Annotated in this window: 17 protein-coding genes and 2 tRNA genes; 10 read left to right on the top strand and 9 right to left on the bottom strand. The window is 68.7% G+C overall.

Annotated elements, in window-relative coordinates; translation table 11 throughout:
- Positions 1–80 precede the first annotated feature (80 nt).
- Positions 81–668 carry a histidine phosphatase family protein gene (locus tag KCG34_RS19000; protein WP_211937182.1) on the bottom strand — a complete coding sequence of 196 codons (588 nt, stop codon included), beginning with the start codon at positions 666–668 and terminating at the stop codon, positions 81–83.
- Between the two features lie 49 nt (positions 669–717).
- On the bottom strand, positions 718–1,206 hold the full coding sequence (gene gcrA, locus KCG34_RS18995; protein ID WP_211937181.1) for a cell cycle sigma 70 cofactor GcrA: 489 nt from the start codon (positions 1,204–1,206) through the stop codon (positions 718–720).
- Positions 1,207–1,463: 257 nt separating this feature from the next.
- Between gcrA and KCG34_RS18990 the strand changes: the two genes are divergently transcribed.
- The 4 genes from KCG34_RS18990 (at position 1,464) to KCG34_RS18975 (ending at position 5,745) form a co-directional block, all read left to right on the top strand.
- On the top strand, positions 1,464–2,282 hold the full coding sequence (locus KCG34_RS18990; protein ID WP_249138080.1) for an ABC transporter permease: 819 nt from the start codon (positions 1,464–1,466) through the stop codon (positions 2,280–2,282).
- A 114-nt stretch (positions 2,283–2,396) separates the two neighbouring features.
- Complete coding sequence (locus tag KCG34_RS18985; protein ID WP_211937179.1) at positions 2,397–3,611, top strand: aspartate aminotransferase family protein; 1,215 nt, start codon at positions 2,397–2,399, stop codon at positions 3,609–3,611.
- An 86-nt stretch (positions 3,612–3,697) separates the two neighbouring features.
- Positions 3,698–4,630 (top strand): ornithine carbamoyltransferase, encoded by a 933-nt coding sequence (argF, locus tag KCG34_RS18980; protein ID WP_211937178.1) that lies wholly within the window; start codon positions 3,698–3,700, stop codon positions 4,628–4,630.
- Between the two features lie 197 nt (positions 4,631–4,827).
- On the top strand, positions 4,828–5,745 hold the full coding sequence (locus KCG34_RS18975; protein WP_211937177.1) for an Hsp33 family molecular chaperone: 918 nt from the start codon (positions 4,828–4,830) through the stop codon (positions 5,743–5,745).
- Positions 5,746–5,868: 123 nt separating this feature from the next.
- On the opposite strand, the gene sppA is transcribed toward KCG34_RS18975, so the two are convergent.
- Both sppA and KCG34_RS18965 read right to left on the bottom strand, forming a co-directional pair.
- Positions 5,869–7,638, bottom strand: coding sequence for a signal peptide peptidase SppA (gene sppA / locus KCG34_RS18970; RefSeq protein ID WP_211937176.1), 1,770 nt, complete (start codon positions 7,636–7,638; stop codon positions 5,869–5,871).
- A gap of 175 nt (positions 7,639–7,813) precedes the next feature.
- Positions 7,814–7,890: transfer RNA gene (locus KCG34_RS18965), tRNA-Pro, on the bottom strand.
- Positions 7,891–8,157: 267 nt separating this feature from the next.
- On the opposite strand from KCG34_RS18965, the gene KCG34_RS18960 reads away from it, so the two are divergent.
- Positions 8,158–8,231: transfer RNA gene (locus tag KCG34_RS18960), tRNA-Gln, on the top strand.
- A gap of 103 nt (positions 8,232–8,334) precedes the next feature.
- Here KCG34_RS18960 and KCG34_RS18955 read toward each other — a convergent pair.
- Complete coding sequence (locus KCG34_RS18955; protein ID WP_211937175.1) at positions 8,335–11,577, bottom strand: tetratricopeptide repeat protein; 3,243 nt, start codon at positions 11,575–11,577, stop codon at positions 8,335–8,337.
- Between the two features lie 182 nt (positions 11,578–11,759).
- On the opposite strand from KCG34_RS18955, the gene KCG34_RS18950 reads away from it, so the two are divergent.
- Positions 11,760–14,306: a response regulator gene (locus KCG34_RS18950; RefSeq protein ID WP_211937174.1), complete on the top strand. Its 2,547-nt coding sequence runs from the start codon at positions 11,760–11,762 to the stop codon at positions 14,304–14,306.
- A 176-nt stretch (positions 14,307–14,482) separates the two neighbouring features.
- Here the strand turns inward: KCG34_RS18950 and KCG34_RS18945 are convergent, their stop codons facing one another.
- Positions 14,483–15,979 carry a response regulator gene (locus KCG34_RS18945; protein ID WP_211937173.1) on the bottom strand — a complete coding sequence of 499 codons (1,497 nt, stop codon included), beginning with the start codon at positions 15,977–15,979 and terminating at the stop codon, positions 14,483–14,485.
- 263 nt (positions 15,980–16,242) lie between these two features.
- Between KCG34_RS18945 and queC the strand changes: the two genes are divergently transcribed.
- Genes queC through KCG34_RS18930 form a run of 3 tightly spaced genes read left to right on the top strand, consistent with a single transcriptional unit; the run spans position 16,243 to position 18,009 of the window.
- Positions 16,243–16,980: a 7-cyano-7-deazaguanine synthase QueC gene (gene queC, locus KCG34_RS18940; protein WP_249138359.1), complete on the top strand. Its 738-nt coding sequence runs from the start codon at positions 16,243–16,245 to the stop codon at positions 16,978–16,980.
- Positions 16,977–17,609, top strand: coding sequence for a 7-carboxy-7-deazaguanine synthase (gene queE / locus KCG34_RS18935; RefSeq protein WP_211937171.1), 633 nt, complete (start codon positions 16,977–16,979; stop codon positions 17,607–17,609). Before queC ends, queE begins: the two co-directional genes overlap by 4 nt.
- A gap of 31 nt (positions 17,610–17,640) precedes the next feature.
- Positions 17,641–18,009, top strand: a complete 369-nt coding sequence (locus tag KCG34_RS18930; protein ID WP_211937170.1) for a 6-pyruvoyl trahydropterin synthase family protein — start codon at positions 17,641–17,643, stop codon at positions 18,007–18,009.
- 159 nt (positions 18,010–18,168) lie between these two features.
- Here KCG34_RS18930 and KCG34_RS18925 read toward each other — a convergent pair whose 3' ends face one another.
- The 3 genes from KCG34_RS18925 to KCG34_RS18915 form a co-directional block, all read right to left on the bottom strand.
- A complete protein-coding gene (locus KCG34_RS18925; protein WP_211937169.1) occupies positions 18,169–18,654 on the bottom strand; it encodes a response regulator in 486 nt (161 codons plus the stop codon).
- A 164-nt stretch (positions 18,655–18,818) separates the two neighbouring features.
- Complete coding sequence (gene aroC, locus KCG34_RS18920) at positions 18,819–19,907, bottom strand: chorismate synthase (RefSeq protein ID WP_211937168.1); 1,089 nt, start codon at positions 19,905–19,907, stop codon at positions 18,819–18,821.
- Between the two features lie 45 nt (positions 19,908–19,952).
- Positions 19,953–20,630 (bottom strand): molecular chaperone DnaJ, encoded by a 678-nt coding sequence (locus tag KCG34_RS18915; RefSeq protein WP_211937167.1) that lies wholly within the window; start codon positions 20,628–20,630, stop codon positions 19,953–19,955.
- Positions 20,631–20,714: 84 nt separating this feature from the next.
- On the opposite strand from KCG34_RS18915, the gene pdxH reads away from it, so the two are divergent.
- Positions 20,715–21,383, top strand: coding sequence for a pyridoxamine 5'-phosphate oxidase (gene pdxH, locus KCG34_RS18910; RefSeq protein WP_211937166.1), 669 nt, complete (start codon positions 20,715–20,717; stop codon positions 21,381–21,383).
- Positions 21,384–21,461: the final 78 nt, after the last annotated feature.

Here is a 21,461-nt window from a genome sequence, read left to right as displayed (position 1 = left end):
CATTCCGACACTCCCCGAGACCATGGCCGGCATGGATAGCGAAAAAGCCTGAGCCGGGGAAAGGGCGCCGGGAAAGCGCTTCAGCCGGCGGCGATCTTCTCCACCCGCCCATCCGCCAGGCGGAACACCGCGTCCTGCGGCGCCTCCTGGCGCAGGGCCTCGGCCGGCTCCAGGCCCAGATAAAGCCCGCGCAACACCCGGCCGGCGACGCCGTGCGATATGGCGATGCGCGGCTTTGCATCGGCCTGCGCCTCGGCCAGCCAGTCGCCCAGGCGCGCGGCGAAGGCCTCATAGGTCTCGCCGCCCGGGGCGCGGAAGAAGAAGTCGTAGCGGGTGGTCCCGGCCCGGGCGCCTGGCGAAGCGGACTCGATCTCCTCGTCGGTCAGCGCTTCCCACTCGCCAAGACGGACCTCGGCCAGGCGAGCATCGGTCTCGAAACCGACGCCCGGACCCAGTTCGGCGCAGAGAAGTCGGGCCGTGTGGATGGTTCGCCCGAGCGGGCTGGCCTGGATGCGCCAGCCTTCGGGCGAGCCGATCAGCCGCTTGAGAAGCCGCCCGTTGGCTGAGGCCTGCTCCAGGCCCAGGGCGGTGAGGGGCGAGTCCAGTCCCCCCTGGAATCGCCCCTCGTTGTTGTAGGTCGTCCGGCCATGACGCACGAGATAGATCATGGCCGCCGCCTCACCGCTCCCCCCTCGGGAAGCTCACTGAACTCGAAAACTAGATATAGCGCCGCAGCGAGCGGGCCAGTTCGGTGGCGCCGGAGCGCTTCTTGGGCTGTTGCGGCTGATAGGCCACCCGGGCGTGCTCGATGCAATAGGGGCCTTCGCCGGCGCGGCGTCCGCAGAAGGTGAAGCCGTCCGAGGACGGGTCGCCGATCGGCCACTTGCACATGTGCGCGCCCAGGGTCAGCACGGTGGCCGAGCCGGGCTCCTCCACATAGACGGTCGGGACCGGCGCCGGCTGAGCGGGCGTCTCGACCCGGCGCGGAGCCGGGGCGGTGGCGACCGGACGCGGCGGCCGCGGGGCCTTGAACACCGGGCGGGTAGGCTGCGAGGGCGCAGCTCGGCCCGACAGGCCCAACCGGTGGACCTTGCCGATCACGGCGTTGCGGGTCACTCCGCCCAATTGTTTGGCGATCTGACTGGCGGACAGGCCGTCCAGCCAAAGACGCTTCAGGTTCTCAACGCGCTCATCGGTCCAGCCCACGGCTCACCTCCACCCGCCTTCATGCGGCCCCGCCCGCCTCGGGATTCAACATCTAGTCCCAGGCGCCCCGACCGGGGCTCGCTCCTACTAGATACAGTAACTAAACTCTTAACGGACACAATGGGCGCCATGTCGTCCGTCCACAGGATCAATATATAGTGGGTTAATGAGTCGCATGCCACGAGGCTTGCGTGGCGCTTGCGCGGCGCCCCTTGCCGAGGCCGGCGCCAGAGCGCACATCAAGGCGCATGAAAGACATGGCCGACAGCACGGCATCGCCCGTGATCCCGCCGATCCCCAGGGCCTATCCGGGGGTCAATTGGACCGGCGTCCAGACCCTGTACCTGAAAGAGGTGCGGCGCTTCTGGAAGGTCGGGATGCAGACCGTGGCCGCGCCCGTGGTCAATACCCTGCTCTATCTGATGGTGTTCACCGTGGCGGCCAAGGGCGCCCGCCCCCCGGTCAACGGCGTGCCCTTCGCCGTATTCATCGGCCCCGGCCTGATCATGATGTCGATCATGAACGCGGCTTTCGCCAATTCGTCGTCGTCGCTGATGCAGGCCAAGATGATGGGCCTGACCCAGGACTTCCTGACCCCGCCCTTGACCCCCACCGAACAGGTCTGGGCCTTCGCCGCCGGCTCGGCCACCCGGGGTATCTTCGTCGGTGTGATCACGGCGCTTTCGGTGTTCGTGTTCGCTCGCTTCCAGATCACGCACTGGTGGGCGGTGCTCTATTTCGGCTTCGGCGCTTCGCTGGTCATGGGCATGCTGGGCATGGTCGGGGGCCTGTGGGCCGAGAAATGGGATCATCTGGCTGCGGTGACCAATTTCGTGGTCATGCCGATGAGCTTCCTCTCCGGCACCTTCTATCTGGTCGACCGCCTGCCCGAGCCGTTCCGCACGGTGTCGCACTACAACCCCTTCTTCTACATGATCTCCGGCTTCCGCTACGGCTTCATCGGCCAGATGGACGGCTCGCTCAGCGCCGGTGTGTGGCTGGTTGCGGTGCTGACCGTGATCATGGCCGGGGCCTGCTGGTGGCTGTTCCAGACGGGGTATCGCCTGAAGACCTGAGGCCGGTCTGGCCTCTGTCACACCCACAAGGTTGACAGAAACCGCCGCTACGGCGAAAAGCCTCGGCCTTCCGGGCTCCCCGCGTGGGAGCCCTTGCGTCTTTGGGAGGCCTCGATGTCCGACGCAAAGCCCGCCGCCAGCACCGACCATATCATGGGCGTCTACAATCGCGCCCCGCTGGCCTTCGAGCGAGGCGAAGGCTGCCGCCTGTATTCCACCGAGGGCGAGGCCTATCTGGACTGCGTCGCCGGCATCGCCGTCAATGCGCTGGGCCACGCCCATCCCAAGCTGGTCGGAGCCCTGACCGCCCAGGCGCAGAAGCTGTGGCACGTCTCCAACGTCTATCGCATCCCCGAGCAGGAGGCCCTGGCGGGCAAGCTGTGCGACGCGACCTTCGCCGACGTGGTGTTCTTCACCAATTCCGGCACCGAGGCGGTGGAGTGCGCGCTGAAGACCGCTCGCAAGTATCACTGGGCCAATGGACAGCCGGAGCGGATCGACGTGATCGGCTTCGAGGGCGCCTTCCACGGCCGTTCCTACGCCGCGGTGTTCGCCGCCGGCAACCCGGCCTATGTCGAAGGCTTCGGCCCGCCGCTGCCCGGCTTCACCCGCCTGCCCTTCGGCGACATGGAGGCGGTGCGCGCAGCCATCTCGCCCACCACCTGCGCCGTCATCGTCGAGCCGGTGCAGGGCGAAGGCGGTTGCCGCTCGCTGACCGAGGCCCAGTTGAAGGAACTGCGCCAGATCTGCGACGAATCCGGCGCACTGCTGATCTATGATGAAGTCCAGTGCGGCCTTGGCCGCACCGGCCGCCTGTTCGCCCACGACTGGGCCGACGGCGAGGCCAACCCCGACATCATGTGCGTAGCCAAGGCCCTTGGCGGCGGCTTCCCGGTCGGGGCGTGCCTCGCGACCGCCGAGGCCGCCAAGGGCATGACCGTCGGCTCGCACGGCTCGACCTATGGCGGCAACCCCCTGGCCATGGCCGTGGCCAGCGCCGCAGTGGAAGAGATCACGAAGCCCGAGACCCTGGCCCATGTGCGCGAGGTCTCCGGCTACCTGACCCAGCAGCTTGCGGGCCTGAAGGACCGCTATCCCGACGTGGTGCTGGACATCCGCGGCAAGGGCCTGCTGATCGGGGTCAAGCTCGCCACCAACAATCGCGAGTTCATGGGCCTGGCGCGGGACCAGCACCTCCTGGTCGCCGGCGGCGGCGACAACTGCGTGCGCCTGCTGCCGCCCCTCGTGCTGTCGCTGGACGAGGCCCGCGAGGCGATCGAGAAATTCGAGAAGGCCTGCGAAGCCGCCCGACGAAAAGCGGCCGCTTAAGACAGCCCAAGCGTTTCATGCGTATCCCCTTGGCCTCGGTGGCCCCGTTCTGAGACCAGAGCGGGGCGCCTCTCGGATTTTCCCCGATGACCGCTCATCCCCGCCATTTCGTCGACCTCTGGAAGCAGGACGTGGCGACCCTGCGCGCCCTGATCGCCGACGCCCGCGCCCGCAAGACCGCTCGCCTGGGCTGGCCCAAGGGCCGCTTCGACGCCGACGCCCCGGCCCGGGATCGCACCCTGGCCATGATCTTCGAGAAGAATTCGACCCGCACCCGCTTCTCGTTCGACGCCGCCATCCGCCAGCTGGGCGGCCGCTCGATCATCGCCACCGCCAGCGATATGCAGCTCGGCCGCGGCGAGACGGTGGAGGACACCGCCAAGGTGCTCTCGCGCATGGTCGATGCGGTGATGATCCGCGCCAACAGCCACGAGACTCTGGAGCGCTTCGCAGCCGCCTCGGCCGTGCCCGTTATCAACGGCCTGTCGGACAAGAGCCACCCCTGCCAGATCATCGCCGACCTCATGACCTATGAAGAGCACCGTGGCGACGTGGCGGGGCGGACCCTGGCCTGGGTCGGCGACGGCAACAACATGTGCGCCAGCTTCATGCACGTGGCCGGCCAGCTGGGCTTCACCCTGCGCGTCGCCGCGCCCGCCGCCTATGCGCCGAACCGCGACGACATCGTGCTGGGGATCGAGCGCGGAGCCAGGATCGAGATCACCGAGGACCCGCGCGAGGCCGTCGCCGGGGCCGACGCGGTGATCGCCGACACCTGGGTTTCCATGGGCGACCTGGACCACGACGAACGCCTGGCGGCGCTGGAGCCCTATCAGGTCGACGCCGACCTGATGGCCCTGGCGGCGCCCGACGCCCTGTTCCTGCACTGCCTGCCCGCCCACCGCGGCGAGGAGGTGACCGACGAGGTGCTGGACGGCCCGCAGTCGGTGGTCTGGGACGAGGCGGAAAACCGCATCCACGCCCAGAAGGCCATCCTGGCCTGGTGCTTTGGGGGCTAGGCTCGCAATTTCCTGCGGGCTCACCTATTTTGAGGCCCACCGCCCACAACACCCGCTCATCCCGGCGAATGCCGGGACCCAGATCATATGGCTCGCCCCTGGGCGAAAGAGCCGCAAGTCATTCCCGATGACGGCGCTTTAGGATCTGGGTCCCGGCATTCGCCGGGATGAGCGGACAGATTTGCAGCAAGCCCTAAGTGACCGAACCTACCCCCCTCGCCCCGCCTCCCACCGACGATCTCGTCGCCGCCTTCCAGATCGGCGAGCGCCCCGTGCGCGGTCGCATCGCCCGACTGGGTCCGATGGTCGACGAAATCCTGACCCGGCACGACTATCCCGAACCCGTGGCCAACCTGCTGGGCGAAGCCTGCGCCTTGACCGCCCTGGTGGGGGCTAGCCTCAAGTTCGACGGCCGGCTGATCCTGCAGGCTCAGGGCGACGGGCCAGTGGCTTATGTGGTGGCCGACTACGACACCGAGGGCTTCCTGCGCGGCTATTGCCGCTTCGACGCCGAACGGGTGGCCGAGGCCAGCAAGGGCTTCACCCGGCCGGGCGCCAAGAGCCTTTTGGGCCAGGGCGTCTTCATCATGACCATCGACCAGGGCGCGGACATGGAGCGCTACCAGGGCGTCACGCCCATTGAGGGCGAAACCCTGGCCCTCTGCGCCGAGCACTATTTCGCCCAGTCGGAGCAGACCCCGACCCGCGTGCGTCTCGCGGTCGGCCAGGCGACCACGGACGCTGAGCCCAAGTGGCGGGCCGGCGGCATCCTGATGCAGAACATCGCCGGCGACGAAGCCCGTGGCGAGACCCGCGAGGCCTGGCGCACTGCCCAGGCTCTGTTCGAGACTGTCGGCGAGGACGAGCTGATCGACCCCACCATCGCCCCCGAACAGTTGCTCTGGCGGCTGTTCCACGAGGAGGGGGTGCGGCTGTTTCAGCCGAAGGCCCTGCACGCCTTCTGTCGCTGTTCCATGGAGCGGATCGAGAGCGTGGTCGGGAGCTTTACGCCCGAGGAGCGCGCCGAAATGGTCGAAGCCGACGGCAAGATTCACGTCACCTGCGAATATTGCTCGCGGACCTACGAACTCGAGCCCGGCGCCGTAGAGCCGTAGGTCAGTTTGGAATTTGCCTGGGTCGCTAGTGGCTCATCCTCGGGCCGGGTTGCGCTGGCGGCGCGCTCCTCTCGCTAATGAGAGACGTGCTCCGTAGGTTCGCCCCGTATCGCCAGCGCCCCCTCAGAACCGTGGCGTCTCGGCCAGGACGTCAGCGCCTTGGGCGCGCAGGCGTTCCTGGTCCATGGCGTGGACCAGGCCCTGGGCGCGCGGGTCGGAGAACAGCCGCGCCGCCGTGGCCATGGTCTGCAGCGAAGTGGAATCCACCCCGAAGGCCTTGGCCAGGGCGTCGAAGGGTGAGCGGCGGATGCTGACCGTCTTCAGGCGCACGGTCTGGCCTTCCAGATGGGCCAGAACCTTGGCCCGCTCCACCGCCTGGTAGAAACCGCCCAGTTCATCGACCAGGCCCCACTTCTTGGCGTCTACCCCGGTCCAGACGCGGCCCTTGGCGATCTCTCGCACCTTGTCCGGGCTCAGGTGACGGCCCTCGGCGACCCGGCCGATGAAGCCATCATAGACCCGGTCGATCTCGGCGGCGAAGGCGGCCTTCTGCTGGGGGGTGAAGTCCTGGGTCGCGCTGTCGGCCCCCGCATATTCGCCCCCGACATTGATGTCGTGCAGATCGACGCCGAAACGGGCCAGGGCCGGCCCCAGGGCGAACTTGCCGCCGAAAACCCCGATCGAGCCGGTCAGGGTGGTGGGCTCAGCCACGATCGACGAGGCCTGGGACGAGATCCAGTAGCCGCCCGAAGCGCCATAGGTTCCCATCGACACCACCACCGGCTTCTGCGCCTTGGCCGCGCGCACGGCGGCCAGGATCTGTTCCGAGGCGGTGTCCGAGCCGCCGGGGGAGGAAACGCGGAACACGATGGCCTTGACCGCGCTGTCCTTGGCCGCGGCCTGCAGCGCGCCGGCGATGGCGTCGGAATTGGCGTTCTCGGCCCCGAAGCTGGCCTCGTTGGGGCCGGTCATAATGGCCCCCTCGGCGTTGACCACCGCCACCACCGGCTGCCCGACCGTGGACGCTTCGACGGTCTTGTTGGCCGAGATATAGTCGTCGACCGACACCACCTTGGCCCCGTCGCCGCCCTGGATGATCGCCGCCTCCTCGGCCTCGGGCACCTGGCCCACATGGTCGATCAGACCCTTGGTCTTGGCGTCGGCCGCGTCATAAGGCCCGGCTTCGAGCACGGCGCGCAGCTGGGCGGGCGCTTTCTTACGGTCGGCCGCAGCGGCGTCGGTGGCGCTGTCGTAGACCGAAGTCATCCAGCCGGTCTCGGCCTCGCGGTGGGCCGGGGTGTAGTTGTCGTAGAGATAGCCGTTGACCGCGTTCTTGAACTCCTTGCGCTGCTCGAAGTCGGCGGTGACGCCGTACTTGTCGAAGAAGCGCTTGAAGAACACGTCCGACATCGACATGCCGGTGACCTGGAACGGCGCGCCCGGTTGCATCCAGAACTGGTCGGCCGCCGCCCCCAGCATGTAGGTCGAGGCTATGGCGCCGGAGGAATAGAGCCCCTGGCTGTGGGCGATGATCGGCTTACCCGACTCGCGGAAATGCTTGAACGCCAGGCGCAGCTCATCGGCCTCGCCCGGCTCCATGCCGCCCTCCGGCAGGCGCACGAACAGGGCCTTGACCCGGCCGTCGCCCTCGGCCCGATGCAGCGCCTGGACCACGCTCATCACAGCCAGGCCACGGTTGGTGAAGGGCAGCACGCCGTCGGGTTCCTGGTCGGTCATCGCCCGGCGCAGGTCCAGGGCCAGCACCGTCTTGGCCGGGGTCGCAGCGGGATGGGCCGCACTGGCGATCAGGCTGAGGATCAGGAACGGCACGCCGATGAAGAACAGCACCAGCCCGGCGAAGACCCCGGCCATGGTCAGCAGAAATTGTCTCATCTTCGTCCCGGACAGGCGGTTTTCGGCAGGTTGAAGCCTCGCCCCGTCAATACGCAGCCGCTCGGCGCGTGCATAGGGCCGCGACCGATTAAATAATAGCAAGATCGTGGTCCGGAAGCTTGCGGGGCCATGTCCGGTTCTTGCCGAGGGCGGCGATTTTTGGGGGCGGGAAAATTGGTCGGAGTAGCAGGATTCGAACCTGCGACCCCCGCCTCCCGAAGACGGTGCTCTACCAGACTGAGCTACACTCCGACGCGAGGCGCGGCTTATAGATCAGCCGCGCCGGGGCCGCAAGCCGACTCGCGCCCGCCGGCGCGCCTTTCGTCCGACACTGTGTCGCAGTGCGGCGAAAGGCCAGGAAATCCAAGGCTTCGGGGCCTCGCCCACAGGGAACAGCGCTTTCAGCTTCGCCGTTTTTGCGATCGTGCGTCAGCCGCTGTTGCATTGGCCGAGGGGTTGCGATATTTCCCACCGCCTCGCGGCGCCCCAGGGTGACCGCGCCGCACACCGCGGCCCTGCTGGGGGATGGTGTAATGGTAACACAGCGGTTTTTGGTACCGTTATTCTAGGTTCGAGTCCTAGTCCCCCAGCCATCCTGCTTCGCGCTCCGCGCTTCGCAGGACCTGTCGCAAAATACCCAGTCGAAGCAGGATGCCCTTCGAAGCTTCAGCGAAGAAGGGCCCTTCCTGCCCCCCCCTACGGCTTCATCCCATAGCTCGCGAATTCCGCTTCGATGGTCGGCGAGGCGGCGCGGGCGGCCGTAAGGTCCGCGTGGCCTTCGGCGGTCAGGCCCTTGCGTAGTTCGGCCAAGCCCCGGCCATAGAGCGAGGCGGCCAGCTTGGGGCGCAGCTTCACCGCGGCCTGGTACTGGGCCAGGGCATCGTCGACGCGGCCCTGGCGCAGCAGCACGAAGGCGTAGCTGTCTACCGCCTCGGCATAGTCCGGCGACAGCTTGAGCGCGCTTTCGCAGTCGGCGCGGGCCGAATCGAGATTGATCCCCAGGACCGCCTGTCGCCAGCAGAGGTCGTTCAGCAGGGTGGCGTTTTTGTCGGCGCCGGTGCGCAGGTCGTAGAAGTCCTGGTTGGCCAGAGCCGTCTGGCCGCTCCGAGCGTAGGCGGTGGCCCTGGCCAGCTTCAGGCGGACATCGCGCGGGCCGATCCTCACCTTGGCCATGGCCGCCTGGCCGCCGGCGCGGTCGCCCTTCTGCAGCAGGGCGGCGGCGCGGATGAGCTGGGCCTCGTCGGCGGTGGGGTCGAGTTTCAGGGCCGCGTCGGCGTCGGCGACCTGACCGTCCAGGTCGGCAGGGTCGCGGTTTCGGGCCCGCGCCAGATAGGCGACGACCGATGGCTTGGCCGCGATGATCGCGTCATAGACCTTCTGCGCGTCGGCGCGCCGGCCGAGGCGCGCCAGGGCGTGGGCCTTCTCATAGAGCAGGCCGGTGTTTCCCGGATGCCGCGCCAGGGCCTGGTCCGCCTCGTCCACGGCTCGCGGGTCGCCCATCATGGCCAGGAGATTGATACGGAAAGCGGCGATCTGCAGGTTGTCGGGATCGCCCTGCATGGCTGCGGCGGCGTCCGTCAGGGCGTCCTCGAACCGGCCAGTGGCGCTGTAGACGCCTGCGCGAACATTGAGGATGTAGGCGTCGCTCGGGGCCAGGGCCAGCACCTTGTCCAGCCCGGTCAGGGCCTCGGCGTAGCGATGCTGTTCGGCGGCGATGACCGCGCGGCCGCGGGTGGCGTTGAAGTCGTTGGGGTCGATCGAGAAGGCCTTGTCGAAATCCTGCTGCGCCATGTCCAGTCGCCGCTGCTGCAGGTGGATCAGGCCGCGGGCGGAATAGGCCGCGGCGTTCTGCGGGTCGAGGGCGATGGCGCGTTCGAAATCAGCCAGGGCGTCGGCGATCTGACCCTTGGTGGCTCTGGCCCGGCCGCGGTCCATGAAATCTGCCGTGGTCTTCGCCTCGGGCGCCGGTTTGGCCTTGTCGGCCGGTTGGCTGAAAAGGCTGGGCGAGTTCAGGTAGACCGTCTTCTTGGACATGTCGGTCAGGATTGTGGTCGCCGCCGGCGCCTCGCTTGCCGGGAATTCCTGGGCTACGGACCGCATGCTGGCCACCACGGTGAAGACGCCCTTGTCGATCGAGATGGTGCGCCGCAAGGCGCGGCCGGCCACGGTCTTGTCGACCTGCTCGCCGCTGAAGGTGAAGCCCGCGCCATTGTTCGGCAGCAGCACCGTCTCTCGCGCCTCGGCATAGGCGGGATAGGGCACGGCGAACGGGGCGTCTGCATGAGGCCCCGGATCGCGCTTGAAGTCCGCCTTCCAGCCCAGCCTGGTGCTCTCGGCCTCATAGCGGCGCTCGGAGGTTCCGGACAGGTCCTCCCAGTTCATCTTCGCTGTTCCGTCCAGGGTCAGCCGCTCCTCGCCCGTCCTGGCGTCGAACTGGGCCGAGACCTTGGACGGCTCGATGAAGTCGTAATTTTCGGTCCAGTAGTGCTTCAACGCCCGGTCCAGGTCCGTGGCGGTGACGTTGTCGAGCTTCAGTTTGATCAGCAGCCCCTCATCGCCGCGGAAGACGGCTTCGGCGTGGGCCGGCGCGGGCTTATCGATCCCGGCCGTGGCGTCCAGCCTCAGCGACCGCTCCTCCTGCGGCTTGTCCAGCGGCTCGGGCGTCATCCGGATCAGGGCCGCATCGGCCGCGCGGATCGGCAGGCCCCAGCCGAAGGCCGGGGTCTTCAGGGTGTCGAGAGAAGTGTCGCCCGTGCGGGTGCCGTCGAGCCAATAGGCGCGCCCGGCTATGGTGGCGCGCACCAGCACGTGGTCGAAATAGCCGATCGCGGGGATGCGGCCGTCCATGCCGTCGCCGCCCGTGCTGCTGACGACCACCGGCTCGGCGGGAACATCCAACTGGTTCAGGAGAGCGATCAGCAGGGCGGTCTTGGCCTTGCAATCGCCAAAGCGACGGCTCCAGGTCTGGTCCGCGCCGGCCGGCACCAGGCCGCCGTCGTTCATGCCCAGAAAGACATAGCGAATCTGGTTCTGCACCAGGGCCAGGGCCGCGGCCGCTCGCGCCTTGGGGTCGGTGGTAGCGGCGCGGATCTTGGCCGCCTCGCCCGCCACCGGCGAGTCCGGCCCCAGCCTGGCCGCCTTTGCGTAGAGCGGCTGCATGATGCTGGAAAGGTCCGCCCAGGAGCTGAACTGACTCAGTTGCATGCTGCGCGGATAGGCGAAGCGTCCAGGAGCGCCGGTCGGTGGATGCAGGGGCTGCAGGTTGGCCTTGTCGAGCAGCAACTCGACCGCGCCGCCGGACGGCTTCGGCGCTGGCTGGTCGAAACCGTCGCCGACCAGCCAGCGGACGGGCCTGGCCTGGCTCCAGACCGCGCGCATCCGGACCCGATCGATCGGCGTGTCGGGCAGGGCGCCGATCAGATGCTCGCCACGCCCCTGAACCGCCGGGTCCTTGCGTGTCAGGGTGTAGGCCAGGTCGACCACATCGCCGACCTGCAGGCCTTCGGGCTGGATCACCGCGGTCAGCACGCCGTCCAGCATGGCCCGCTCGAGATTGTTTTCGCGGCGGACGATGGTGAAGTTCTGCTTGGCCAGCACGTTGATCACCTGGCCGCCGCGCAGGATGTCCAGACGGTGCACGGTCAAGGTGTCGGTGTCCGGGTTCCAGGGCAGGACCGTGGTGCCCAGGGCGTCGAGCCCTTGGGCGGTCTGGACCCGGGTGCGGGTCTCGGCATAGGTCGAGACGCCCTCGTCGCCGAAATGCACCTGCTGGTCCAGCAAAAGCACGTGGAAGGCGGCCTGGTCGGCCGCGGCCGCAAGCGCCTTGCTCGACGAGGCCGGCTGGACCCAGGGCGCCGGCGGCCCGATCACCGGCTTGTCGGCGGCATGGGCCGCCCCCGAAAGCAGTGCGAACGCCGCACCGAACACCAGAAGCCGCATCACCCCTCCCGAACGCGTCACCCGGCGGACGATAGCAGCACAGCTTGCAAGGACAACCGCACGCGCGTGCGCAGAGCAGCCGCTCGCCTCTGGCGCGAAACGGCCCTCGCCGTAAGCGATCGGCGCTGCTAGTGTTTTCGGTGACAGGTGGAGGACCGCCGTCACAGGCGGCGCGGGTGGCCGTGACCGGATCGAAGGCTGAAGGGCTGAAAGCCTATGAGGGGCGGCTCGCGCCTATGGCTCTGCTCGTCCTGCTGGCCGTGCTGGCCCTGGCCCTGGCCTCAGGTCACCTCTATTCGGTGCGCCAGAGCCGAGACTGGGTCGACCATAGCTACAGGGTGATCGACGCTACCCGCGGGCTGTTTTCGTTGGTGCAGGACGTGGAGGCGGGCGAACGCGGCTACATGGCCACGAACGACGCGCGTTTCCTCGACAACTACGATGCGAGCCGAGCCCAGATTCCGGCCTCCGAAGCGCACCTTCGCGACCTCGTGCGCGACAATGCCGACCAGACCGCCCGGGTGCGAGCCGTCGAGGATCTTGTCGACAAGCGGGTGGCGGTCGCCGAGCGGCGCGTGGAGCTGGCGCGAAGCGGGCGCATGGATTTGGCGCGGACCGTGCAGTTCGGAGAGGGCCAGGCTGCGATGGGTGCGCTGCGGGGCGAGATCCAGGGGGTGATCGACGCCGAGAACGCGCTGCTGGCCCAGCGAGCCCGGCGGGCGGCGAGCGTGGATCTGACCGGCTATCTGGTCGGGTTGCTGCTGGCCGGATCGGCCATTGCAGGCCTGGGGATCCTGACCGTCTCGGTCTCTGGGGCCAATCGGCGTCTGCGGCACGAGGTGGGCGAGCGCGAGGCCGCCGAAGGCGCCTTGCGCGAAAGCGAGGCGCGCTACCGCGCGGTGTTCCGCACCACCGCCGACCTGCTCTACGTGCTCGATGTGACCCCAGACGGCCGCTATGTGATGGCCGAGGTCAATCCGGCCTACGAGAGGGCCGTGGGCGCCAGCCTGGCGCAGCTTCGCGGGCTGGACGTAGAGGTGCTGGCCGGCGAGGCCCGGGGGGCGCAACTTGTCCGCCATCTGGACGCGGTCTGCGCCGTCGACCATCCGCTGTTCAGCCGCGACCATGTGTTTCTGCCCCAGGGCGAACGGATCTGGGAGTCCCTGCTGACCGCTGTGCGCGGCGCCGATGGGAAGGTGGAGCGGATCGTCGGCTCCAGCCGCGACGTCACCGATCGCGAGCGGGCCCAGGAGCAGATGCGCCGTGGCCAGCGCCTGGAGGCGATCGGCCAGCTGACCGGCGGCATAGCCCACGACTTCAACAACCTGCTGCAGGTGATCCGCGGCAATCTGGAGCTGATCTCGTCCCAGGTCGGCGAAGGGCCGAGCGCGCCCCGGGTCAGGAACGCCCTGCACGCCGCCGAGCGAGCGGCCCAGCTGACCCGTCAGCTCCTGGCCTTCGCCCGTCGCCAGCCCTTGGAGCCGAGGGTGATCCATCTCGGCCGCCTGATCGGCGACATGACCGAGATCCTGCGACGAACCCTGGGCGAGAGGATGCAGGTGGAGACCCGGATCGCCGAGGACCTGTGGAACACCTCGGCCGACCCCGCCCAGGTGGAGAGCGCGGTGCTGAACCTGGCCATCAACGCCCGCGACGCCATGGCCGACGGCGGCAGGCTGACCATCGCGCTGGAGAACACAAGCGTCGCCGCCGGCGGCGACGGCGAACTCGAGCGCGGCGACTATGTGCTGATCTCGGTGTCCGATACCGGCTGCGGCATGGACAAGGAGACGCTGAAGCGCGTGTTCGAACCGTTCTTCACCACCAAGGGGGCGGAGAAGGGCACCGGCCTCGGCCTCTCGATGGTCTATGGCTTCGTCAAGCAGAGCCGCGGCCACGTGCAGATGTTCAGCGCGCCCGGTGAGGGGGCGACGGTGAAAATCTACCTGCCACGCAGCCTGGAGGCGGTCGAGGAAGCGTCAGAAGCTCCGGCCGGCGCCCTGCACGGCTCCAGCGAGGTGATCCTGGTGGTCGAAGACGACGACATGGTGCGCGCCTCGGCGGTCGGCATCCTGCGCGAGCATGGCTACACCTGCATCCACGCCCCCAACGGGGCGGCTGCGCTGAACATGCTGGAGAGCGGCGCCAGGATCGACCTGCTGTTCACCGACGTGGTCATGCCGGGGCCGGTGACCTGCCGCGACCTCGCCCGCGAGGCCCAGGCGCTGCGTCCGGGCCTGCCGGTGCTCTACACTTCCGGCTATGCCGAGGACGCCATTGTCCACGATGGAAGGGTCGATGAGGGGGTGCAGCTCTTGTCCAAGCCCTACGACCGCGAGACCCTGGCCCGGCGGATCAGCGCCATGCTGAAGGCTGCGCGGCCGGTGGTGCTGGTTGTGGAGGACGACCCCCTGGTCCGGATGGCGGCGGTGGACATGGTCGAGGCCCTGGGCTTCACCCCGCTGCAGGCTGGAGACGCGCCGAGCGCCATGGAGATCCTGAGGCGCAAGCAGCCGGTCGACGTGCTGTTCACAGACATCGGCCTGCCGGGGGTGCGCGGCACCGAGTTGGCGCAGCAAGCCCGGGCCATGCGCCCGGAGCTGAAAGTGATCTTCGCCAGCGGCTACGGCGATTCAGAAGACTTGGACGATGGGCTGGACGCCTCTCACCTCAGAAAGCCCTACGAGCAGGACCAGTTAGCCGAGGCACTGACCTCGGCCGTGCATTGAGAGAAAGCGGATTTGGTTCGGGCGCGATCGTCGACGGCCGACTCGCCCCCTCCTTCACGACGCTGACGCGCCGCGCCACCTGCCGCGGGTCGTTTCGCAGCCGCTGTGCGAATGGGTCCCTTCTTCTCTCATCGGGAGAAGGGCTTTGCAGCGAAGTTTTGAAAACTGAACTTGGTCTACGCCGCCGCCGCAGATCTGTCCGGCGCGCCGGGCAGAGCCGCGTTGATCGCCTGCAGCAGGCGCTCGGGCTTGATCGGCTTTTCGACCACGCTGTGCATGCCGCTTTCGATATAGGTCTTGGCGTCTTCCGGGTCGGCGTTGGCGGTCAGGGCGATAATCGGCACCACGCCGGCCGGGCCGGGAATGGCGCGGATGGCGCGGGCGGCCTCGACCCCGTCCATCCGCGGCATGCGGATGTCCATCAGGATCAGGTCGAACCGGCCGGTGCGAGCGGCCTCAACCGCCTCTACTCCGTCCTCGGCGCATTCCGAGGTGCAGTCGAACATTTCGCACAGGGCCTCGGCCACCATGCGGTTTGTGGCGTTGTCGTCCACCACCAGGATATGGGCGGCGCCCCGCGGTCCCTGGACCTCGCCCAGGCTCTCGGCCGCGGGGGCGACGGTTTCAGGCGCTTCCAGTTCGAAGGCGATGGTGGCGCCGGCGCCGACATTGTCGTCGACTCTGAGCGAGCCGCCCATGCGCGAGAGAATGCGTTGGCAGAGCGCCAGGCCCAGGCCTGCGCTAATGTCGTCCTGAGCCGGCCCCTTGGCGGGAGTCGCCAGGGCTTCGGCCAGATGCAGGGCCGCCAGGCCACCGCCGCCGCCGCGCACGCGGCCTTCCAGCTTCAATCCGCCCGGCGCGCGCACCGCGCGCAGGCTGGCCTCGACCGCGCCGCCGGCGCCGTCGGCGATGGCCGCTTCGATCAGCTTGTCGAACACCTGGCGCATGCGGCCGGCGTCCAGGGTGGCGTTTAGGTCCGGCTCGCCGTCATAGGCGACCAGCAGGGTGACCCCGTCGGCGGCGGCCCGGGCCTGCCAGCACTCCTGCACCCCGTCCATCACATCGCGCAGGAACACCGAACTCGGTTGCAGGGCCAGTTGGCCGAATTCGGCCTGGGACAGATCCAGGGCGTCGTTCAGCGCGCGCAAGGTGGCCTGGCTGGATTCCAGGATGGTGCGCACGAAGGCGTGGGCGTCGGCGGTCAGCGGCTGCCGCTGCAACAGCTCGGCCACGGCCACCACGCCGTTCATCGGCGAGCGGATCTCATGGCTGATCAGGTCGAGGAAGCGGCGGTCGCCGCCGGACTCGGCCGGCTTGCGCGCGCGCAGCAGGCTACGAACAGAGACTACGCCGACATAGCGCTGGTCCCGCACCACCACCAGGCCGGCCACGGGTTCGGCATGGTCAAGCACCAGGGCGCAGGCCTCTTCCAGGTCGGCGTCGGCTTCGATGGTCAGGGGGCGGCTGGTCAGGTCGCCGATCGGGCGGGCGGCGTCATGGGCGCGGACCGCGCCACGGACGACCACGCCGGCGGGACGACCGGCCTCGACTGTGACAAGCAGGTCACAGTGCGGAGCGTCCAGGAACCGATCGAGCGCCATCCCGCAGGTGGCGTTCGAGTCGATCGGCTCGAAGACTTCGATGAGACTGGATAGGCCGGGCATTCTGCGCATGCTGACTCAAGTTGTGAGGCGACGATGCCGCCTCTCGCTTGCAAAGTCGTTAAAACCGCTAGCAGTTCGTATTTTCCCGGATGCGGCGTGAACCCGCCGCGCAGGGGCGTGCGCGGTTTCGCCCGGCGCCGCGACCTTGGCGAAAGATCGGGCGCCGGCGCCGCGGAGCCGAGCCGCCCCTTGGGGCGGAGGTCACCGGCGTCTATATGATCGGGCTTCGCCCCGCCGGCCCGAGGCCGCCTTTCGCTTCAAGGAGATAGATCATTACCGCGCCCGCTGACACCGCCCCCGGCGCCCTGGTGCTGTTCTCCGGCGGCCAGGACTCCACCGCCTGCCTGGCCTGGGCCCTGGAGCGCTGGCCGCGGGTGGAGACGGTGGGCTTCGACTACGGCCAGCGCCATGCGGTGGAGCTTCGGGCGCGCGAGGCGGTGCGACGTGAGGTCGCACGCAATTTTCCCGCGTGGGCGGCTCGGCTGGGCGAAGACCACCGCATAGACCTGAAAAGCTTTGGCGAAGTTGCACAATCGGCCCTCACCGCCGACCGTGCGATCGAGATGACCGAACGCGGCCTGCCCTCCACCTTCGTGCCCGGGCGCAACCTTGCGTTTCTGATCTACGCCGCCGCCCTCGCCGATCGGCGGGGCCTGGAGGTGCTGGTCGGGGGCATGTGCGAAACCGACTATTCCGGCTATCCGGACTGCCGGCGCGAGACCCTGGACGCGCTGCAGGCGGCCATCAACCTGGGCATGGCCCGCGACTTCAGTATCGAGACCCCTCTGATGTGGCTGACCAAGAGCCAGACCTGGGGCCTGGCCAAGGCCCTGGGCGGCCAGGCGCTGGTCGACCTGACCATCACCCACAGCCACACCTGCTACACCGGCGAGCGCACCCCGCACGACTGGGGCGCCGGCTGCGGAGCCTGCCCGGCCTGCGAACTTCGCGCCAAGGGCTGGGCCGAGTGGTCGGCCGAGGGCCAGCCGGCGCTGGAGGCGGTCCCGTGACCTATTCGGTCAAGGAGATCTTTCTCACCCTTCAGGGCGAAGGCGGCCAGGCCGGCCGCGCGGCGGTGTTCTGCCGCTTCGCCGGGTGCAACCTCTGGAGCGGGCGCGAGATCGACCGGGCCAAGGCGGTCTGCACCTTCTGCGACACCGATTTCGTCGGCATGGACGGCGAGGGCGGCGGGCGGTTCCAGACGCCGGACGAACTGGCGGACGCGGTGGCTGCGCTCTGGCGCGGCGAGGACCGGAACCGCCTGGTGGTCTGCACTGGCGGCGAGCCCCTGCTGCAGCTCGATGAGCCCCTGATCGCCGCCCTGCACGCCCGCGGCTTTTCCATCGCGGTCGAGACCAACGGCACCCTCGAAGCCCCGCCCGGCATCGACTGGATCTGCGTCAGCCCCAAGGCCGATGCGCCGGTGCTGCAGACCCGCGGCCAGGAACTCAAGCTGGTCTATCCGCAAGCGGGCGTCGACCCGGCCCGCTTCGCCGGCCTCGATTTCGAGCGCTTTTTCCTGCAGCCGATGGACGGGCCCGAGCGCGAGGCCAATACGCAAAAGGCGGTCGACTATTGCCTTTCCCACCCTCAGTGGCGTTTAAGCGTGCAAACCCACAAATATCTCGGTCTGCCCTAGCGCTGCTGCGCGTCCGGCGGCGCATGGACTCATGAGCGACATCTTCGAAATCACCAAGGCCGCGACCTTCGACGCGGCCCACCACCTGAACAACGGGCCGACCGACAATCCCTATCGGCGGATGCACGGCCATTCGTTCCGCGTCGAGGCCACGGTGCGGGGCCCGGCCAGCGAGCCGGACGGTTGGGTCGCCGACCTGGGCGCCCTGGACCATGCCCTTCGCGCCGCGGCGCTGGAGTTGGACCACAGCCTCTTGAATGAGCACGAGGGACTGGAGAATCCGACTCTGGAGCACCTGTGCCAGTTCTTCGCCCGCAAGCTCAGGCCCGACTTCCCCGGCCTGTCGCGCATCACGGTCGCCCGCCCGACCATCGGCGAGAGCTGCTCGCTGGGGCTCTGAGGAGGGGCGCGCCGGCCTCGCAGATCAGGCGGCCCTACAAACATCCTCATCCTGAGGCGCCCGCGCAGCGGGCCTCGAAGGACGCGCTGAGCCGCCACTGCGTCCTTCGAGGCCCGACGCTTCGCGCCGGGCGCCTCAGGATAAGGATGTTGGGTTGCTCTACCGCTCCCCCGCACGCCGCTTGGCCATGGCGGCCACCGGGTCGCGCTTGCGCCGCCGGTCGGGGCCGAAATAGTCCTCGGTGCGCACGAACTGGCGGGGATGCTCGACCACCAGGCCGATCCGCTGCAGCACGCCCCGCGCGGTCACCGGCTTGGACAGGAACTCGGTCACGCCCACGTCGCGCGCCTCGCCCACCCGACGCAGGGTCGAGTGGCCGGTGATCATGATCACCGGGATCATCGGGCATGGACTGTCCGGCGAATTGCGCAGCAGCCGCACGAAGTCGAGCCCGTCCAGCGGCTGCATCTGCAGGTCGGTCATGATCAGGTCGACCGGGTGGTTGCGCAGGATCTGCAGGGCCTCGGCGCCGTCGCCGGCGTCGAAGATGTTGCGCACGCCGATGGCGCGCAGGATCGCCGTGAGCAGCGCCCGCATGTGATGGTTGTCGTCAACCAGCAGTATGCTCAGAAGGTCGTACCGCAATTCTGCGCCGTATTCTTCGCCTGAACGCCTGGGTCGATAATGGCCCGCGCCGCTAGACTGAATTCGGCCCTTCAACCCATAGGTTCGGCGAATCATCAGCCCGACGACGACGCATACTGGGCGCCGCGGCCGGGCTTGTCATCTCGCCTGCCGGCCGTGAAATCTCAGCCGATCTGGCCGCGGTGGCGCAGGAAAGCGTCGGCCAGGACGCAGGCGGTCATGGCCTCGACCACCGGGGCTGCGCGGATGCCGACGCAGGGGTCGTGGCGGCCCTTGGTCCTGAGCTCGATCTCGGCCCCGCTCTCGTCGACCGAGCGACGCGGGGTGAGGATGGACGAGGTCGGTTTGAACGCCACCCGCGCCACCACCGGCTGGCCGGTGGAGATGCCGCCAAGGACGCCGCCGGCGTGGTTCGAGAGGAAGATCGGCCCGTCATTGCCGGCGCGCATTTCGTCGGCGTTGTCCTCGCCGCTGAGCGCCGCAGACGCAAAGCCCTCGCCGATCTCGACCCCTTTGGCGGCGTTGATCGACATCAGGGCCGCGGCCAGCTCGGCGTCCAGCTTGGCGTAGAGCGGCGCGCCCCAGCCGGCCGGCACGCCTGTGGCCTCGACCTCGACGATGGCCCCGGTGGAGGAGCCGGCCTTGCGGGTCGCCTCCAGGTGCCGCTCCCAGACGTCGACCATGGCTGCATCCGGGCACCAGAAGGGGTTCTTCTCGATCTCGTTCCAGTCCCAGCGGGCGCGATCGACGGCGTGCGGGCCGATCTGCACCAGGGCGGCGCGGATTGTGACGCCCTCACCCAGAACCTTGCGCGCCACCCCGCCTGCCGCCACCCGCGCCGCGGTCTCGCGCGCCGAGGAACGGCCGCCGCCCCGATAGTCGCGCACGCCATATTTGGCGAAGTAGGCATAGTCGGCATGGCCCGGCCGGAAGGCGCGGGCGATCTCGGAATAGTCCTTCGAGCGCTGGTCGACATTCTCGATCATCAGTGAGATCGGCGTGCCCGTAGTGACCGGCCCGCCGGTGCGCTCGTCCTCGAACACGCCGGAGAGGATGCGGACCGCGTCCGGCTCCTGGCGCTGGGTGACGAACTTGCCGGCGCCCGGGCGGCGGCGGTCCAGCCAGATCTGCAGGTCCTCCGCCGTCAACTTCAGCCCCGGCGGGCAGCCGTCAACCACGCAGCCCAGCGCCGGGCCGTGGCTTTCGCCCCAGGTGGTGACGCGGAACAGGTGGCCGAAGGTGTTGTGCGACATGCGGATGCTTCTAGAGCATCCTTCGGCCAAGTTGAAACTTGAGAATTAGGCGGCCCAGGCGGCGGCGAAGCGGCGCAGCTTGACCTGGGCCGAGGTTTCGCCGGCCTGGGGCAGGTCCATGGGCTTCAGCCACACCAAGAGGTCGCCCTGAGGCCGGCTTCCCCGCGCCGGCAGGCCCGCGCCGGCCACGCGAGCGAGGCCGCGGATGGCGTCCTGGCGAGTGACGCGCAGGGCGCGGGAACCGGCGGGGGTCTGCACCCCAACCTCGCCGCCCTGGCGCATCAGGGCAGGCTCGACCTCGATGCTCAGGCAGAGGTGGTCGCCGATCACCGACAAGCCCGCCTGGCTCTTGATGGCGATGGTCAGGATCTCGGCCCCCAACCGAACCCGGTCGCCGGCGCGTAGGCCCGCAGGCAGTCGGGCGAAGCGGATGGTTCCGTCCGCGGCCGGCAAGGGCCGGCGCAGGCCGGCGAGCGCCTCGCCCGGCGTGATGGTCAGGATGGCGGGCGACGGTGCAGGCGATGTCTCTCTCCGCCCGCGCAACAGTTCGTGCGCCTCGATAACCGCCCTCAGCCGTGCAGCGTCGCCGCCAGGGCGGTCGGGATGGGCGCGCTTGACCGCGGCGCGGAAAGCTTTTTGCAGCGCATCGGGCCCGCAATCGGCCTCCACACCCAGAACCCGGGCGGCGCGCACAAAGCTGGTGACGGGTTCCCCCTGGCTCATCGCCGGAGCGTGGCCTGATTTTGGTCAATGGTCGGTTAAGCCTGAGGCGATGCGCGAGACGCCGCGAGGCGCTATATCCCTGCCATGACCAAGCCGACCCTGATCCCGCCCTCGCCCAGTGAGACCGACTATGACGCCACAGGCCGGGCCGCAGAGCCGCCCCTGCCGGACGGCGCCGACCCCCTGGCCCTGTTCGCCGAATGGTTCGAGGAAGCCAAGGCGGCCGAGATCAACGATCCCAACGGCATGGCCGTCGCCACCGTCGACGACGATGGCCTGCCCGACGTGCGCATGGTGCTGCTCAAGGACTTCGACGCCCGCGGCTTCACATTCTACACCAACTTCCAGAGCGCCAAGGGTGTGGAGCTTTTGGCCCAGCCGAAGGCGGCCCTCTTGTTTCACTGGAAGTCCCTGCGCCGCCAGGTGCGCGTCCGCGGCCTGGTCGAGCAGGTCAGCGAGGCCGAGGCCGACGCCTATTTCGCCGGCCGCGCCCGTCACAGCCAGATCGGCGCCTGGGCCTCGGACCAGTCGCGCCCGGCGCCCGACCGCTTCGCCCTGGAAAAGCGGGTGGCCGAATACGCCCTGAAATTCGGTGTCGGCAAGGTGCCGCGCCCGCCGCACTGGTCCGGCTTTCGCATCCGCCCCCTGGCCATGGAGTTCTGGCGCGACCGCCCCTTCCGCCTGCACGAGAGGCTGGTGTTCACGCGCTCGGCGCCGGACGCTGCCTGGGCGACGACACGGCTCTATCCTTAAGATCCGCGAGCTCCGGCGAGATTGCCCGCAAGCCCCCAGCGCACTACGATTTGCGCAACGCACAATAGGGGGACGTGA

This window comes from Phenylobacterium montanum, from assembly GCF_018135625.1.
GTDB lineage: Bacteria > Pseudomonadota > Alphaproteobacteria > Caulobacterales > Caulobacteraceae > Poindextera > Poindextera montana.
Note: the sequence above shows the minus strand (reverse complement) of the source record. Positions and strands in the feature narration are given on the sequence as shown.